The sequence below is a fragment of the Streptomyces sp. NPDC091292 genome (assembly GCF_044757265.1).
Taxonomy (GTDB): Bacteria; Actinomycetota; Actinomycetes; order Streptomycetales; family Streptomycetaceae; genus Streptomyces.
The window spans coordinates 289,730-304,442 of record NZ_JBIVUQ010000004.1 but is presented as its reverse complement, the minus strand read 5'-3'; the positions used below and the strand labels follow the sequence as shown (position 1 = coordinate 304,442).

At 69.0% G+C, this 14,713-nt stretch carries 9 protein-coding genes; 4 read left to right on the top strand and 5 right to left on the bottom strand.

From position 1 onward, the window contains the following. Positions 1-19: 19 nt before the first annotated feature. The 5 genes from ACIQNU_RS15550 to ACIQNU_RS15530 form a co-directional block, all read right to left on the bottom strand. Positions 20-1,540 (bottom strand): NaeI family type II restriction endonuclease, encoded by a 1,521-nt coding sequence (locus ACIQNU_RS15550; protein WP_401366107.1) that lies wholly within the window; start codon positions 1,538-1,540, stop codon positions 20-22. 495 nt (positions 1,541-2,035) lie between these two features. Next, positions 2,036-3,316 (bottom strand): TIGR02679 family protein, encoded by a 1,281-nt coding sequence (locus ACIQNU_RS15545; protein WP_401366105.1) that lies wholly within the window; start codon positions 3,314-3,316, stop codon positions 2,036-2,038. Continuing rightward, the gene (locus tag ACIQNU_RS15540; protein ID WP_401366103.1) at positions 3,313-7,569 is read right to left on the bottom strand and encodes a TIGR02680 family protein; all 4,257 of its coding nucleotides are present in this window, start codon (positions 7,567-7,569) and stop codon (positions 3,313-3,315) included. The genes ACIQNU_RS15545 and ACIQNU_RS15540 overlap by 4 nt, the downstream gene beginning before the upstream one ends. Next, positions 7,566-8,888: a TIGR02678 family protein gene (locus ACIQNU_RS15535; RefSeq protein ID WP_401366101.1), complete on the bottom strand. Its 1,323-nt coding sequence runs from the start codon at positions 8,886-8,888 to the stop codon at positions 7,566-7,568. The genes ACIQNU_RS15540 and ACIQNU_RS15535 overlap by 4 nt, the downstream gene beginning before the upstream one ends. Then, positions 8,885-10,531, bottom strand: coding sequence for a TIGR02677 family protein (locus ACIQNU_RS15530; protein WP_401366099.1), 1,647 nt, complete (start codon positions 10,529-10,531; stop codon positions 8,885-8,887). Before ACIQNU_RS15530 ends, ACIQNU_RS15535 begins: the two co-directional genes overlap by 4 nt. Before the next feature lie 234 nt (positions 10,532-10,765). On the opposite strand from ACIQNU_RS15530, the gene ACIQNU_RS15525 reads away from it, so the two are divergent. From ACIQNU_RS15525 to ACIQNU_RS15510, 4 genes are all read left to right on the top strand, one after another. Further along, the gene (locus ACIQNU_RS15525; RefSeq protein ID WP_401366097.1) at positions 10,766-11,410 is read left to right on the top strand and encodes a DUF433 domain-containing protein; all 645 of its coding nucleotides are present in this window, start codon (positions 10,766-10,768) and stop codon (positions 11,408-11,410) included. Further along, entirely contained in the window at positions 11,407-11,877 is a 471-nt protein-coding gene (locus ACIQNU_RS15520; RefSeq protein WP_401366095.1) for a DUF5615 family PIN-like protein, read from the top strand. Before ACIQNU_RS15525 ends, ACIQNU_RS15520 begins: the two co-directional genes overlap by 4 nt. A 711-nt stretch (positions 11,878-12,588) precedes the next feature. Then, a complete protein-coding gene (locus ACIQNU_RS15515) occupies positions 12,589-13,374 on the top strand; it encodes a hypothetical protein (protein ID WP_401366093.1) in 786 nt (261 codons plus the stop codon). Beyond that, positions 13,371-14,693 carry a 7-cyano-7-deazaguanine synthase gene (locus ACIQNU_RS15510; protein WP_401366092.1) on the top strand — a complete coding sequence of 441 codons (1,323 nt, stop codon included), beginning with the start codon at positions 13,371-13,373 and terminating at the stop codon, positions 14,691-14,693. The genes ACIQNU_RS15515 and ACIQNU_RS15510 overlap by 4 nt, the downstream gene beginning before the upstream one ends. The last annotated feature ends 20 nt before the right edge of the window (positions 14,694-14,713 follow it).

Here is a 14,713-nt window from a genome sequence, read left to right as displayed (position 1 = left end):
GCCGACGTTTCCCTCAGCGCTACCAGAGTTTCGCGAGCGACGGGGCCTCCTCGATCGGGTCGTCTGGTCCAGCTAGTGTCCACACCTCATCGGAGAGGGGAATGCTCGGTGCATCGCCATGTTCGGGGCATCGGCGGGTGACCCGTTGACTGACCCATTCACCGTCGCGCGGCACGGGCAGGCCGAGGCTACGGGCGATCGTCGCCTGTCGATTGGTGCCGCCGAGCACGAGGATGCCATCGCCGCGCAACGCCTCCCGGGCGGTTCGAACTCGCTTCGGGCCATCTGCGGTCATGGCGACGGTGGAGATCGTGGTTCGGTTGAGTAGCCGTCCTTGCGCGAGCCTGAAGAGGTTGTTCACCCGGGCCTGGCTGCCGCGCTGGCTCACTTCGGTGGCGAAAATCTTCTCTCGAAGCGGCGCCGGAAGGTGGAGAAGGGTGTTCTCCGGCAGGTGCGCGTTGTGGAAGAGCCAGGTGACGGCCTGTCGGCCTGCGGCCGAGAGCGTGCGCTTGAAGTCGCGGTTGGCTGCTCGGCTGAGGTGGCCGGGTTCGATCCGGATTAGTCCGAGGCTCCAGCAGGACCGCTCGTCGTTGGCTGACACGAGCAGGCACACCCTCCCGACCTCCCCGGGCGTAATCGTCCATGCCGAGCCCGTGGTGAACTTCAGCACCACCTGCTGACGTCCTATCGGGAGGTCGGTGGTCTCCTGGCCAGGCGGGAATCCCCAGGCCGCCGTGAGCTCGTGAGTGACCTTGGCGCCGAGGTAGACCTTCTCGGATTTCCCGAGCGTAGCCGGGTCGAATCGCCCCGTTCGCCGTCCGTCGAGCACGCTGTCGAATGCGTGGCGCAGGGCGTTCGCCGTTGCTCCCTCGAAGTCCGGTATTCCGCCGAGGGTATCCGCGACGGTTGCGGCGTCGGAGGAGCCAGAGCCAGACCCGTTTTCAGTTCCTGCGGCGGCGAAAGAAGGGTTGCTGGTCGCGGCTGCGATGTCGGAGTCTGCCAAGCGGGTCGCTGCGACACCCTCGTCCGGAAAGGGCGGGATCACGGTGGTCGGTTCATCCCGTGCCGGGTCGACGGACGGAGCCGGAGCTCGGCGCTCGGCGGCGGCCAGCTCGTCGCGCAGTGCTTGGAGGTGCTTCTCCTTGCGCGCCAGGCGGCGCTCGATCCGTTCCACCTTGCTGCGAAGGTCGCGGTTCTCTCGCAGCACGTCCAGGAGTTCCTGATCCGGGCTATCGTGCGTCGGCTCTTGCGATGGTTGTGTACTGCCGGCTGCCAGCGTGGCCCGCGCGTTCACCAGGTGCTGCCTGACCTCCTCGGTCATGGCTTCCTTACGCTCTGGTGGAGCGAGTACCGCGATGATCGCGTAGATCAACGAGGCGTTGTTCTGGAGCCCTCTGCCTCGAAGCCGGTCCGAGAGCACCTGATACGACGGAGGGCGCGGGCCTTCCCGGTGCTGCGCCAGCAGTAGCTGTTGCAGCCCTTTCAGCTGGACTCCGCTGCTGTCGACCAGATCACGCAGCAGCCCCACGATCTCCCGCATGGGCATGCAGAGTTCCGTGTCCACCTCTGACCACTGGCCGCCCCGTCTTCGGCGCGCCACGTCCTCGCCCCCGCCCCTTCGATCTCCTCAAAAGAGTATTCAATCTATCTGATCGGAAGATCGAACTTCCGGGTTTCGTGGCCGTCCGGCACCGTGGTCACCCCAGCCGCAAATCGCTACGTGAGAAAGGACGTCGATGCGTCAGCGCACGGCCGATCTCTGCGCCTTCGCCATCATCGTCGGGACGCCCGCAGCTCTGATCGCCTTGAATCTGCCTTCCGATCAGGTCATCGCGAGCACCTCCGCCGCGGCCGTTCTCTACTCGGCCTGGCGCCAGGGTGGAGGCACGCCGCCGTCACAGGGCTCCGGGGGACGGCATGGCGCTGACTCTGCTGCTGCTTCCGACTCCGGGGCGGTGTCCGAGTTGGAAACCCGCCCAGGCCGGCGGCCTTCGGAACAGGTCGGCTCCCGGGGCCCGGCATAGTGCCGATGTCTCTACGCCTGACGTGACAGGTCGGCCACCAAGAGGTCGAGAGTGGCCTCCTCATGAAGCGCGACGCCGAGGGCGGTCATGGCAGGGGCGAGATCCGCGTCCCAGTCCGCGTCGACCGGCTGGCCGTCGAGTGCCAGTTGAGGGATGCCCTCGGCCTGGCTGCGAGCGGCCAGGTGCTCGTAATCCGCGGTGCCCATGCGCCACGGCAAGGCTTCGTAGCGGCGGATGACCCGGTTGGCCAGAGTGATCCCTGGCCAGTCGAAGTCGCCGTGGTAGGCCAAGCGGCAGCCCGTGGCGGCGAGTGCGTCGAGGAGCGTGAAGACCACGGTGGCGGCGCTGCCGGAGGTGCATACGAGGGGCTGGACGCAGGCCGCGTCCGCCGCGGCTTCCACCACGCGCGGATTCTCACAGATGTGGATGAGCGTTCCGGCGGACAGTTGCAACCGAAGGTCATGCAGGTCGCGTGGTGTGACGTGAACTTCGGCGTGATGGTCGGCTCGCTCCCGCATTGCACGCTCCCGCCAGCCCTCACCCTCGGGCCGCAGCCCGTACGTCAGCACCGTGCTGGAGACCTCGTCCGGCGTGACGGACACCAGCCGCCACAGAGCGCGTCGACCGGCCGCGTCGTCCGGGAACTCGGTGCCATGTGCGAGGGCGACCCCGCGTTGGACAAGGCGTGCGAGCCAGGTGCCGTCGTCCAGGCCGTGCGCGGAGCCGGTCGTCATGGCGGCGAGTTCTCCTCGGCCGTGTGTGCCGTTGCGTTCAGGTCCTTCGGGTCCGAGGAGAGCGGTGAGGACTTGGACCGCCTGCTGGAGTGTCCAGATCGCCATTTCGGGCGACACTCCTCTCGGAACACCGGCACGGCGCAGCAGGTCGTACCACTGCCGGGGCCATTCCTGGTCGGCGATAGGGGAGGCATCCAGTGACGAAGCAAGCGACGACCACACCTGTTCCCGCCGTGCCGCCACGTCCGCGCGGGCGCCACGGCGGTCGGTGAGTGGCGGACCGAGCTCCTCCAGGGTCTGCCTGAGGCCGAGTCCGGCGGCCGAAGCGCGTAGCCGTGCGTCGAGCACGTCGAGCCGTACGGTCACGGCGGCACCGGTGAGGGCTTTGCCCAGGAGGAGCGACAGGTCGTTGCGTTCCTGGGCGCTCATCGCGGTCAGCCGGAGCGAACCCGTGGCCTGTACGCCGTTGCTCTCCAGGCGTTTACGTGCCCCCTGCCAGAGCCGGGTGAGTCCAGGTCCCGTCAGCCAGTCGCGCGTTGCGGAGGGCAGCCCGCTCATATGGACACCAGACGCCGGTGGCGGCCGTTCCAGGTGTAGTGCAGGGTGGCCACCCCGCGTACGTGGGGATCGCGGAGGCACTCGTAGATGTGCAGGGACGGAACCTCGGGCCAGTTGCCCATGAGCCGCTCGCTGGTGAGGACGAAGTCGAGATCGAGGTCGACGAGGATGCGGCCCAGCCGACCATGGGTCGGTTCGTCGACCTTGGCGAAGGCGTCGTCCAGGAGGATCAGGCGTGGCGCGTGCGGTGCCGACTCGGCGAGGCTGGTGAAGTGGGCGGCTGCTGCGGCGAAGAGCACGAGGTAGGAGAGGACCCGTTGTTCGCCCTGGCTGAGCCCGGTCCGGCCGGTCAGTTTCCTACGGCGGCCCGGAGCCGCGTCCTCCACCACGAAGGTGTGGAAGCGGAACCAGTCGCGGTAGTCAAGGGCGGTCCGCAGATGGGCGGCGTAACCGGCTGACGGGTCGGCACGGCGGGCGTCCTCGATCCGGCGTTGCAGCACCTCGCGCAGCTGCTCGGTCTGGTCGCGCGTCCTGAGGCTCGACGGACTGCGCAACAGCTCGACGGCCGCGCGCACATCCGCGTCCACGTCCTCGTCCAGCTTCCACAGCAGCTCGACACCGAGGCCGTGGGAGGTGCGTACGGTCTTCAGGGTGTCGTTGAGAGCCGCGACCAGGTTCGCCGCGGTGATGACCTGCGCCGAGAGGTGGTCGCCGAGCTCACCGGTCAGGAACCGCTGGAACACTTCGCGTTCGCGCTCGGTGAGCCGTCCCCGTGCCTCCGCCGCCTGGACCGCGATCCGCTCGCCCACGGCCGCGACATCATGGGATCCGTGGTCGTCGACCAGTCGGCACACCTTGATCCCGGCGTGCTCCTCCAGCTGCGCGTCGAAACCGCCGGCCAGTTGGTCGCGGAGATCGGTGTGGCGGTTGAGCAGAGTGCTGTCCGACACCTCGCCCGTGGGGCGGCCGAGGGCCTGCTCCACGGCTTCGGCGAGGGCCCGCAGCGCGCGCAGACGGCTGCGGACGTCCGCGCCCGGATCATCCGATACGTACTCGGGCAGCGAGGACCGCTCAAGGCCGGCGCCGAGTACCACCTCCGGTCGGCCAATAGCACCGCGGAGAGCGCTGCCGGTGTCGATGACCACCGCCTCCTGGTCCGCCAGGCCCCCGCGCAGGCTCTTCTCGTCCTCTTCCGCGCGCACGCGCAGGTCGTGGACATCGTCGCGAGCTCGTTGCGCCGCGGGGAGCGCTTGGACGGCGTTCGCGATGCGCTGCTTGGACTCCTGCTCGCGGGAGAGGATCTCCTCCTCGGACGACCCGATGGCCTCCTCGCGGGTGCGTAGGTCCTGCTCAGCAGTGCGCAGTCCGGTGAGGTGGAGCCGGTAACTCTCGCCCGCGGCCAGGCGATCCTCTCGGGCGCGTCCGTACCGGTCGGCATCGGCCTGGTTCGTACCGAGCCGCTCGCCCGTGCCGCCGACGGCCCTGCGCAGATGCCCTACACCGCTGAGCAGGCCGGCCAGTGCGGTGCGCACACGGTCCAGGGCGGCGGGGTCGCCGGGCAGGTCGTGCGCGGTCGCGGTGGCATCCGCCTCGGTCCGCGCCGATACCGCGAGCGCGCGTTTCTCCTCGGCCAGCCGCGCCGCCCGGGTCGCCTTGGCGGTCAGGTCGCGCAGCATCCGCTCGGCTGATTCGGTCCTGCTCCATGCGTCCGCGAGATTTCGTGCCCTGGGGAAATCCCGTTCCGCGAGTGTGAGAGCCCGACGCATGGCATCGGCTACGGCGAGCTCCTCGCGGACGTCGGCCAGCCGCTGTTCCGTATGCGCGATCCGCTCCTCCAACTCGGAGAGGATGCGTCGCCGAGTCTCGGCGCGTACGGCTGCCCCCACGTACTCGGTGTCGCCCTTGTCGTGACGGCCGCTGAGTACGCCCAGACGCCAACTGCCGTCGAAGAAGACCGCGTTGTGCGCGGAGGTCTCCTGTGCCGATGCGAGTGCGATGGTGGCCAGGAGACCCCCCACCTGCTCGGACGTGACGCCGCAACCCGGTTCAGGGGCCGGGCGCAGGGCCGAGGCGAGAGTCGGCCCGTCGGACAGCACGGGACCCGGCTGGAGCAGGGTGTCCCGGGTGCGGGGATCGAGCAGGACGCCGTCCGCACTCACCCACGCGTCCAGGATTCCACTCGCCTCCAGCGCCCCTTCCAGACCGGCTCGGTCGGCCGGAGCCAGGTCGTCCACGAAGTCCACGAGCCGATAGAAAGGGGCTCCACTGCCCAGTGTCCTCGCGGCGACACGATGGTGCGGGGCCGGCGGCTCGGGGTCGGTACGTTGCTCCCAGTCCCGCTTCTGCTCCGCCAGGTGGTCGAGTTCCTCGCCGAGCCGGTTGACGCCGAGTGCCAGGGCGTCCCGGTGTCCGATGAGTTCCTCGCCGTACGGCTCCAACGCGCCCTGAGCTGCCCGCCACGCCTGGCTGTCGATGTCGGGCGGCAGCGTGCGGTCCTCGAACGGCGCGTCGGTAGAGGTCTCGTGGCCGACGGTGGCGTGGACGGCGTCCAGCGACGGGCAGTCGGGGCCCAGCGCATTCCGCGTGCGCGCCGCCCACTCGGCGACCTGACGGGAGTAGGCGCCGCTCTCCTCGGCGACCTTTTGACGGCTGCCGTCGAGATGACCGGCGGCGTCTTCCGCCTCGCCCTCCAGCCGTTCGCGCTCAGTATCGGCCTGAGCCGCCGCGGCCCGGGCCTCGTCCGCCCGTGAGATGAGGCGGGTCACCTCCTGAACCATCCGGGCCCGGTTTCTCACGACCGCCTCGGCGTCCTCCAGCTGGTTCTGCCAGGACCGCAGCCCTTCCTGCGCCGTGACCGTGTCCACACGGGCCACCGACCGGTGCCGTACGGTACGCATCTCCCCGTCCGGCGTCGTCAGTTCGGTCTCGGTGGCCTGGGCGACAACCGTGCGCGGCAGAGCCACCGCCTCGCCGAGATGGCCGGTGGGAAGCCCGGCCTTCTCCGCCTGCGTCAGCAGCTCCCGGTGTTCGGTCCCCAGCTCGGCCAGCCGGCTTCCGAGGTGTTCGACACCTTCGGCCAGCCGCTCCGCCGAACCCTCCTCCGCGTCGTGTGCGTTCCGCAGGGTGGTGAACGCGGCCACGGCGGCGGTGTGCAGCGCCTCCACCGTGCCGCGACGCTCCGACAGTTCGCGCAGGCTGCGGTAGGCGTGACTGGCGTGCAGGGCGGCCAGGTCGGTCCGGGCGGCCTGTTCCTCCTCACGCAAGGTCTCCAGCCGGCCCTCCGACTCCTCCTCCTGCGTCCTCAGGTCGCTCGTCCGCTGTGCCGCGTCTCCGGCCGCCCGGCGCCGCTGAGCGAGGACGCCCAGCTCGTGACTCACGTTCCGGGCGGAGGTGCGCAGGACTCCGGCCAGGTAGCCGCGGTAGCTGGTGAGGAACGTGCGCAAGGCCGCGTCGGTGCGTTCCAGACGGCCGAGTTCGTCCCGTACGGCGTCGAGGTCGTGGAGGTTGCGCGCCACCTTCTCGACCACATCCTCGTCGAGCCCCGGCAGGGTCTCGCTCAGCAGGGAGACCAGGCCCCCGTGCTCGATCCGGTCGCCGACTGTCGGGCGCCGCAGCCGGTGGAGGAGCTGGGTGAGGTTGCGGTAGCGCGTCGCGTCGGTAACGCCGAACAGTTCCCGGGCCACGCGTGAGCGGTGCTCGACCGCACGGTCGGTCGTGTTGTCGGAGCCGACGATCTCCTTGAGCCGGTCGACCGGCAGCGGCTTACCGGCCTCGACCAGATGCAGGTCCTCGCCGATCCGCAGCGGGGTGACGAAGAACGTCGGCAGGGCCTTCTGCGTCGACTTCGAGGCGCGGATGGCGGCACCGAGCGTCAGGTGGCGGTGACCGCCGTCGTCGGCCGTGCCCCGGAACTCCACCCACAGATATCCGAGACGGTTGGTCTGCTCGAACCCGTCCAGCATCAGCCAGGTGAGCGTGGTGCGGGCGGTGCCTGTCGCGTCCAGTGCCCGCGAGTCGCCGTCCAGAAGATACGGGAGCAGCATCTCCAGGGCCTTGGACTTGCCGGCGCCGTTCTTGCCGCGCAGCAGCAGCCGTCCGTCGCCGAAGGAGAACTCCTGCTCGTCGTACTGCCAGACGTTCTGGATGCCCGCCCGGTGCAGCCGGAAGCGGGTGCTGGCGGTCGTCGCAGGGCCGGCGGTTGTCGCGACGCCGGAACGCGGCAGCGGTACGAGGCCACGCGCGTCCGTGGTCATAGCGGCAACTCCTCTTGAACGTCCGTGTTTTTGCCGGCTGCGTTGGCCGGGCGCACCGTGACGTGGGTGGCGTAGCGGGCCGCTGCTGCCAGCAGCACCCAGCCGCCGCCGGGCCGCGCACCCTGGACATCGGTCACCGTGCGTCCTTCCGACGCCTCTTCGACGTACCCCTCCGGCAGTCCTTCGCCCTCGGCGCGCAGCCGGCCCGCGCGGGCCATCAGCCGCATGCGGACCAGCAGGTCCAGTACGGCCTCTTGCAGGGAGGGAAGGTCCTCCAGGTAGCCGCGTTGCCAGTTGCTGCGCTGCCCGTACTCGGCGATCAGCCCGGCCAGTACCTCGTCCACCAGGCCGTCCGGGACGGCCACCCCGATGACGAGCATCCCGCCGGTCGCCGGATGCCCCGGCTCCTGCGGCCGAAGCCGTTCCACGAGCTGTTCCGCCAGCAGCAGTGCGGCCTGTGCGACGGTCCCGGTGCCCGGCAGGTGCAGATCCGTCAGCTCCTCCTCGGGGTCCACCAGCGCCACGCCCTCAGCGCGGATCTCCATCTCCAGGCCCAGGAGTTCGGAGAAAGCCTGGGCTTCGCGGCGCTGCCGGGTGCGCAGCCAGTCGCGCTCGGCGTCGGTCAGCTCGTCGAGGTGGACGACAGGTGTCTCGACGAGCATCCGGCGCACGTAGGTGCGTGGTCCGCCGAAGCCCGGGTCCGCTGCCCGCCGGACCAGGTCGGCGCCGTCCCGTGCCCGGGAGAGCGGGCCGGCGACGACCACGCGTGCCAGCTCCCGATCTATCGTGATCAGGGCTTCTCCGCCCGCCTCCTGCGCAAGCGCGGCCACATGGCCCTCGGTCTCGATGAGCACGCCCCAGTCGACGAGCTGGCGCAGAGCTGCGACCAGGGTTCGTTTCCCGGCCGCCCGGCCCGTTTCCTCCAGCTCGATCCCGGCGTCGGCTGCGGCAGCCCTGATATCGGCGACCAGGTGTGACAGCAGCATCTGCTCGGGCGCGGTCACCAGCACGGACAGGGCCAGCGCGAGGCAAGCGTACGTGTGTGGGGTGAAGGGGGTGCCGGTGGAGCGCTCCAGCCGATGACCCGAACTTGCCCCCAGCCCCGCCTTGAACAGCCGGGCGTAGGAGCTGTCGACCAGCAGGCGGTAGCCGAGCACTTGCTGGAACCGTTTGCCCAGCCAGTCAGCGTGCCTGCGGATCAGTGGGAAGAGGTCGGCGTGAGGGCCGTCCGACGCGATCAGCGGGTGGGCGAGCAGTAACCGGGCGGCGGTGCGGCGCTCGGCGGCCAGGGCTACGTCGTGAGCCGAGGGGAGGGTCATGACATGCTCGCCTCCGCTTCGCTGTCGACCGCGGCGGAGATGCGACCGATATCCAGCTCCAGGTCGTCCAGCAGCAGGTCGCCGTCGGCCGAGTGCAGCACCGTTCGCGTGCCCGCCGTACGGCGCACGGCGAGGCGGATATGCAGTTCGGCGTCTTCACTGCTGGCCGAGTCGAGGTCGAACGCTGCCGTCCTCTCCCCGCCTGTGCTGAGGGGCCTGCTGAGCTGTGCGTTTCCGAGCGCTGTGGCCAGCAGCTCCAGGAGCAGGCCGAGCGCCGCGGACGTGAGGCGTACCTCGGCGAACCGGCCGGACGCGCTGCGCAGTTCGTCGGCCGCTGCTGCTCTGGCCGCTGCCCGCTGACGGGCTGCCTCCCGCAACAGCTGCTTCTGCGCGGAGTGGTCCTCCACCGCTGAGGCCCGGCCCCGCTGGGCTCGGCTGCCTCTTTCGCGCAGGGCAACCGGCACCTCGACCACCGGACCGGTCCACCAGCTCGTGTAGGCGGGCACCACCTTGTCGGTGGCCGGAGGTATGCCCAGATGGCGAGCGCCGTACAGTCCGAAGGCGGCGACGGCGATGTCGTGAGCGTCCTGCGGCGCCGCTTCGTCGAACCAGCGGGCCAGCCGCAGCAGATCCTTGCGCCGGGACATCTCCCCGGTGGCCGACCGAAGCATCCGCTTGGCGTTGGCGAGCAGCGACTGCAACGCGCGCAGGGTGGCGTCGCGTAGCTGGTCGACCTGGCTGCCCTGGCCGTCGGTGTCGCTGAACCAGCCGCGCAGGCCCTCCCAGTCCGCGAGTTCGCGGCCCCGGCTGCGCTGGATCCGGACCTCCGGGCGGTTTGCTCCCTGCGCCTGCGCCTGGTTTTGCGCCTGCGCCGAGGATCCGGTGAGCCCCTGGGCGTGGGAGTCCAGCCGGTCCAGCAGAGCCGGGATGTGCGGCCACAGGGTGTCCAATGCCGCCGAGATCCGGGGCGCGCGGAACGCCACGTCCTCCGTGATCGCCTCGACGTAGTCCAGGAGCAGCTCCTTGAAGCCCTGGTACTCGGCGCTGTCCAGGTCGTAGCGGGACAGCACCTGGCCGAGGTAGGCGTAGAAGTCGCGTATGGAGTCCGCGAACTCGGTGAACTGCACGAACAGCGTGCTGATCCGCTCCAGTCCGTCCTGCGGCTCGACGCCGCCCGGCGCGGTCACGAGGTCGGCCAGCTCCCGTAGTCCGCGCTCGACCAGTGCCAGCAGTTCGTTGCTCACCTCGCGGGCGGCGTCGGCTTCGGACAGGACCCCGTCGGCGTCCCGCTGAATGCGTTCGCCCAGTTTCGACAGCTGGTAGCGCGAGCGGGATCGCTGGTACTCGCTGATGCTGGACGCGTTGACCGTGTGGCTGCTGCGGAGCAGGTTTCCCCACTGGACCAGCTGTTCCAGTCGGACCGTGAGGGTGTCGGCGTCGAGTCCTGCGGCGGAAGCATCGGCCTGGCGCAGTTTCGCCATGATGTCCGGGACGGCGAGATCCGCCAGCAGCGTCCCGCAGAAGACCCGCATGATCGCGACGTGCTCCAGCCGCTCGGGCGCGCTGAGGTACGTGTACGCGGTCAGCCGCCTCCGTGCCTCCTCGTCGGCGTCCTGACCTGCATCGGATGCTGATGCCCCCATGCCCGTGAGGTTACGCGGCGCATACGGGCGCCGCCGGTGGGTGGCCGAAAATGCCACGGACGTGTGCCGGCGTGTGGCGATTCCCGTGGCGGTGGTCTGTGCGACATGGGGGCGTCCGGCGTTCCCGGCTCACCCTGAATGGGCCCCTTCGCTTTCTGTGCTGAGTGGCCTCCAGGAGAATGGGGTACGTTCAGGCCGATATCGATGGGGGCGGAAGACGGAAGGAGGCATGCGGTGTCGTACGAACCCAAACTCGCCGCGGCTCTTTCCGGCGCCACGCTGCGCCAGCTGTCCCACTGGCGCCGGGCCTCCGGGCCCAAGGGCGCCGTGCTCGTCCCCGAGATCTCCAGCGAGAGGCCCATCCTCTACTCGTTCCGCGACGTTGTCGCACTCCGCATCTGTGTGCAGCTGCGCGAAGAGGCTTCGTTGCAGAAGATCCGCCGTGCGCTGAACACGCTTCGAGAAGACCTCGGCGAGTGGGAGCACCTCTCCACGTACAAACTCGTCGCGGGCCCGGACACGATCTATCTGGCCGAGCCCGACCACGCCGTAGACCTGATCAAGGGGGGCAACGTGGTCATCCACCAGATGGTGGATGTTCTCGCGCCCTTCTACAAGGACGGCCGCAGCATTCCCGCTCTGCTCACCCCCCGTGAGCATGTCGCGGTCGACGAGTCGGTCCGCGGCGGAGAACCGGTCATCCAAGGCACCAGGATCCCGGCGTCAGATATCGCCGCCCTCGTAAGAGACGGCATCCCGCCGGACCAGATCGGCGAGTTCTACCCAGGCGTGACGGCCGAGGCCGCCCGCGATGCGGCTGACTTCAGCGAGTACGTCGACAGCTACGGCAGCAGTGAACCCCGGCAGGCCGTCGCTTGAAACTGCTGCTTGATGAGAATGTGCCCCGCCCCATGGCCGAGATCGTGCGCATCCTGCTGAAGGCGCATGAAGTCGTCCACGTCCACGATCTCAAAGGCTGGATGGGCACGAAGGACATCGAGCTGTACGCCAAGGCCAAGGCCGACGGCTTCGAGGTCGTGATCACCAACGACACCAAGCAGCTCAGCCGGCCCCTCGAAGTAGCGGCCATTGCACAGTCGGGCCTGCATCGCATCGAGTACCGCCAGAACAACAAGCACGGTGGCCTGGTGGGCCTGGGCACTGCGATCGCCACTGTCTGCGCGGCCCTTCCTCACGCCCTGTCCGAACTCGAAGCAGTTGACGGCCAGCGTCTCGTCTCTCTGACGTCGATCGACCCGACCCGGCAGAAGCGCCTCCAGATCACGGACCCGGCCATCGCCCCGCCGAAGCACTGGCCGGGGCGCGATTCGGCCGCTGAGTCCTGACGCCTCGATACACGAGGGCTCCCGGCCGACAACCCATTGCAAGTCGGCGTGCCGCTCGCGGAACCTCTGCTTGGCTTTCTCGTATTCGCGCTTCTCCGCCTCGGACAACTTCATGAGGGGTGGCCAGCTCCCCAGCTCATCCGTCATGGGCTGTCCGCAACCGCGGCAGGGCTCACCATCCACGTACTCCGCCCAGCTGAGGTGTGTACCCTCTCGCTCCCACTCCTCCGTGAGCTTGGCCATGGGCTTCACCCTCCGCTCGCCGGGTTCCTGTGCACGACCGCGGAATCCATGCCGGCGTGGCCGCCCCGTATGCCGGCTGCCCGTGTGATGGATGACAATTTGCGACCGGACTCGGATCGCAAGCGGCCTTCAGGCGACTGATGTCGTCTGGTGCGGGCAGTCGGAGGTTGCTGATTTGAGACGCCGTCAGCGAGCCCTCTGCAGAGGCCATGAACAACAGGGCATATGGCGCAAGGGCCAATCTTGCCAGCCCGTCACCTGCCCTGAACGGGGACTTGCGGGATGCCTGTAACTCAAAGTTACGGCTGGTCACGCTTCTAGGTGTAGGCGTCACGGGAAGTGATACACCCGGCTGTTTCAGCACCTGCCTGGTCCGTGAGGCCCTGGCCGAGTCCCGCCCTACCTGGGGATTGTCCGGTCTGATGCCATGGACGAAGTGCAGGTTGGAGCACCATCGTTGGGGGCGATGTGGGGACATCCACGCGATGGAAAGGGCCGAACGGCGATCGGTGGAGCTCCGCTGGGAGGCGGCTGGCGCGCTGGCGCGATGACTCGCGCAAAGCGGATCAGCGGCTGGAGGAGATCGCGGCGGACCACCTGAGCGCCCTGCACGAGACGCTCCGTGCCGATCGATCGGCCTTCGGGTTGTACGACACGGCCTGTGCGGCCGGTGAACGGCTCGCCGGGGCCCTGGGATCTCTGGCCACAGAGGGCGCGGAGTCGGAGGACGCGCTCGTCGCGCGCCTCGTGTCGGAGGTCGGAGGGGACGGCGGCACGCTCGCCGACGCCGCGGTGCGCAGAGGGATGGCCGCGGCGGTCCGCGATGTCCGGAGCAGACATCCCGAGCTGGACGACGCCATGGGCGGAGGCGCTGGCGGTGGCTTCACTTGGGACATCCTGTGCGACCTCTACCAGGTGTTCTTCGCCGAGATGGTGGGGGAGTTCCTCAGGTCCGTTGTCGCCGAGCACGTCAAGCTGGCGGTCCCGGTGCTCATCGTGACCGATCCGGAAAGCAGGATCGCTGACTGGGTCGCGGAGAAAGTGGTGGACCTGGTGCCGAATCCCTGCGAGGAGTCCGCCGAAGCGACGGACCTTGAACAGGCTGTGGATACCGCGCAGTCGGTGGTGGGCGCTGTGCAGGATCCGGCGGCTGCACTGCCCAAGATCGCCGAGTTATTGGTACCGCGGGCGGTCGGAAAGGTGCTTGGCCTGATCACTGAGGAGATCACCGGAGAGGAGGGAGCTGCGGCGTGACCGATTCCGACGACTTTCTGTGGTGGCGCGGGCCCCAGGGCGACCGTCCTCGTGGCGACCGCTGGACGGAGATCGGCGAGGAAGCCTTCCAGGAAAGGGAGCGCCGGATCACTGGCCGGCACCATCTGCCCGGTCCCGTCCCCGACTGGGCCGAGGATCTGTTCCGCGTCGCCAGGGCTGCGTTCATCGCCGACAAGTACGTACGCCGGACCGGAGTACGGGACCGGTGGACCCGTCGTATCAGCCTCGCCGTGCCCGTCACGGAACACGAGCGATGGGGAAGCGCAACAGTCCGTACCCACCTCGCTGCGCTCCTCCAAGTTCTCACCGGGGATCTTTGGAATGTGGATTTCCGGCCTCTCACCGGTTACTACGTCGAAGAGGCGCTGGTCTCTCCGGACGACCCCCGCGCCTCGGAAGTCGCCTTGTTCTCCGGTGGACTGGATTCGCTCAGCTGGGCCGCCACCCGTTCGCGTGCCGACGACTCCCGCCCGCTGCTGCTCGTGATGTTCCGCGAGATCGGCCTGCTGCGTCTCCAGCAGCGGGTGTACAAGGCCGTCGAACGACTGGGCGGAGCACGGCCGGTCCTGCGGTTACCGATGAGCCAGACCCCGGCGGGCGACGGCTCGGGGTCACGGCTGGAGACCTCCTCCCGCACACGTGGCCTGCTGTATGCGGCAGGTGCGATCCGCGCCGCCACCGCGCACGGGGTGAGTACCGTCCACATCCCCGAGAACGGCCAGCTCGCCCTCAATCCTCTCCTGACAGCAGCACGTTCGGCCGCTTGCTCCACCCGCTCCGTGCACCCGCGAACGCTGGGCAATCTGAACGCCTTGGTAACTGCCGTGAGTGATGCGGAGAGCACGGTGCAGGTGGTCAACCCCTTGGTCCAGCTCACGAAAGGCGAGGTGTGCAAGGCCGGACGTGATGCGGGCCTCACCCCGTCCGACCTGGAGTCCACCCTGAGCTGCGGCAAGCCCCCAACCCGCCGAAGCGGCGGCCCTCCCATCGCCAACTGCGGAGTCTGCTTCCCGTGCCTAGTGCGTCGCTCCGGGCTACTCCATGCCAGCGGCACCGACGACACCCGATACGAGGCATCGCCGTGGGCGGACGGCCTACCGTTTGACCGGCGTGCCGACTGGCGCGCACTGCAGCGGTGGCTGCTCGGCCGGTACACCCTTACGGATGTCCTCACCGATACCCCGCTGCCGCCGGACACGGACCCGGTGGCTGCCTTCGGCTTGATCAGGCGCGGGCGGGAGGAGCTTGCTCAGCTGCTTCAGAGAGCGGCGGTGGCTGAGGCTGCTGACGCGGCGTAGGCAGTGCAGCCGAGCTGTCG

Bases quoted from the DNA above. Each gene is read 5' to 3' on its own strand.
- ACIQNU_RS15550 (WP_401366107.1), bottom strand. From the start codon at position 1,540: ATGCGGGAGATCGTGGGGCTGCTGCGTGATCTGGTCGACAGCAGCGGA.
- ACIQNU_RS15545 (WP_401366105.1), bottom strand. From the start codon at position 3,316: ATGAGCGGGCTGCCCTCCGCAACGCGCGACTGGCTGACGGGACCTGGA.
- ACIQNU_RS15540 (WP_401366103.1), bottom strand. From the start codon at position 7,569: ATGACCACGGACGCGCGTGGCCTCGTACCGCTGCCGCGTTCCGGCGTC.
- ACIQNU_RS15535 (WP_401366101.1), bottom strand. From the start codon at position 8,888: ATGACCCTCCCCTCGGCTCACGACGTAGCCCTGGCCGCCGAGCGCCGC.
- ACIQNU_RS15530 (WP_401366099.1), bottom strand. From the start codon at position 10,531: ATGGGGGCATCAGCATCCGATGCAGGTCAGGACGCCGACGAGGAGGCA.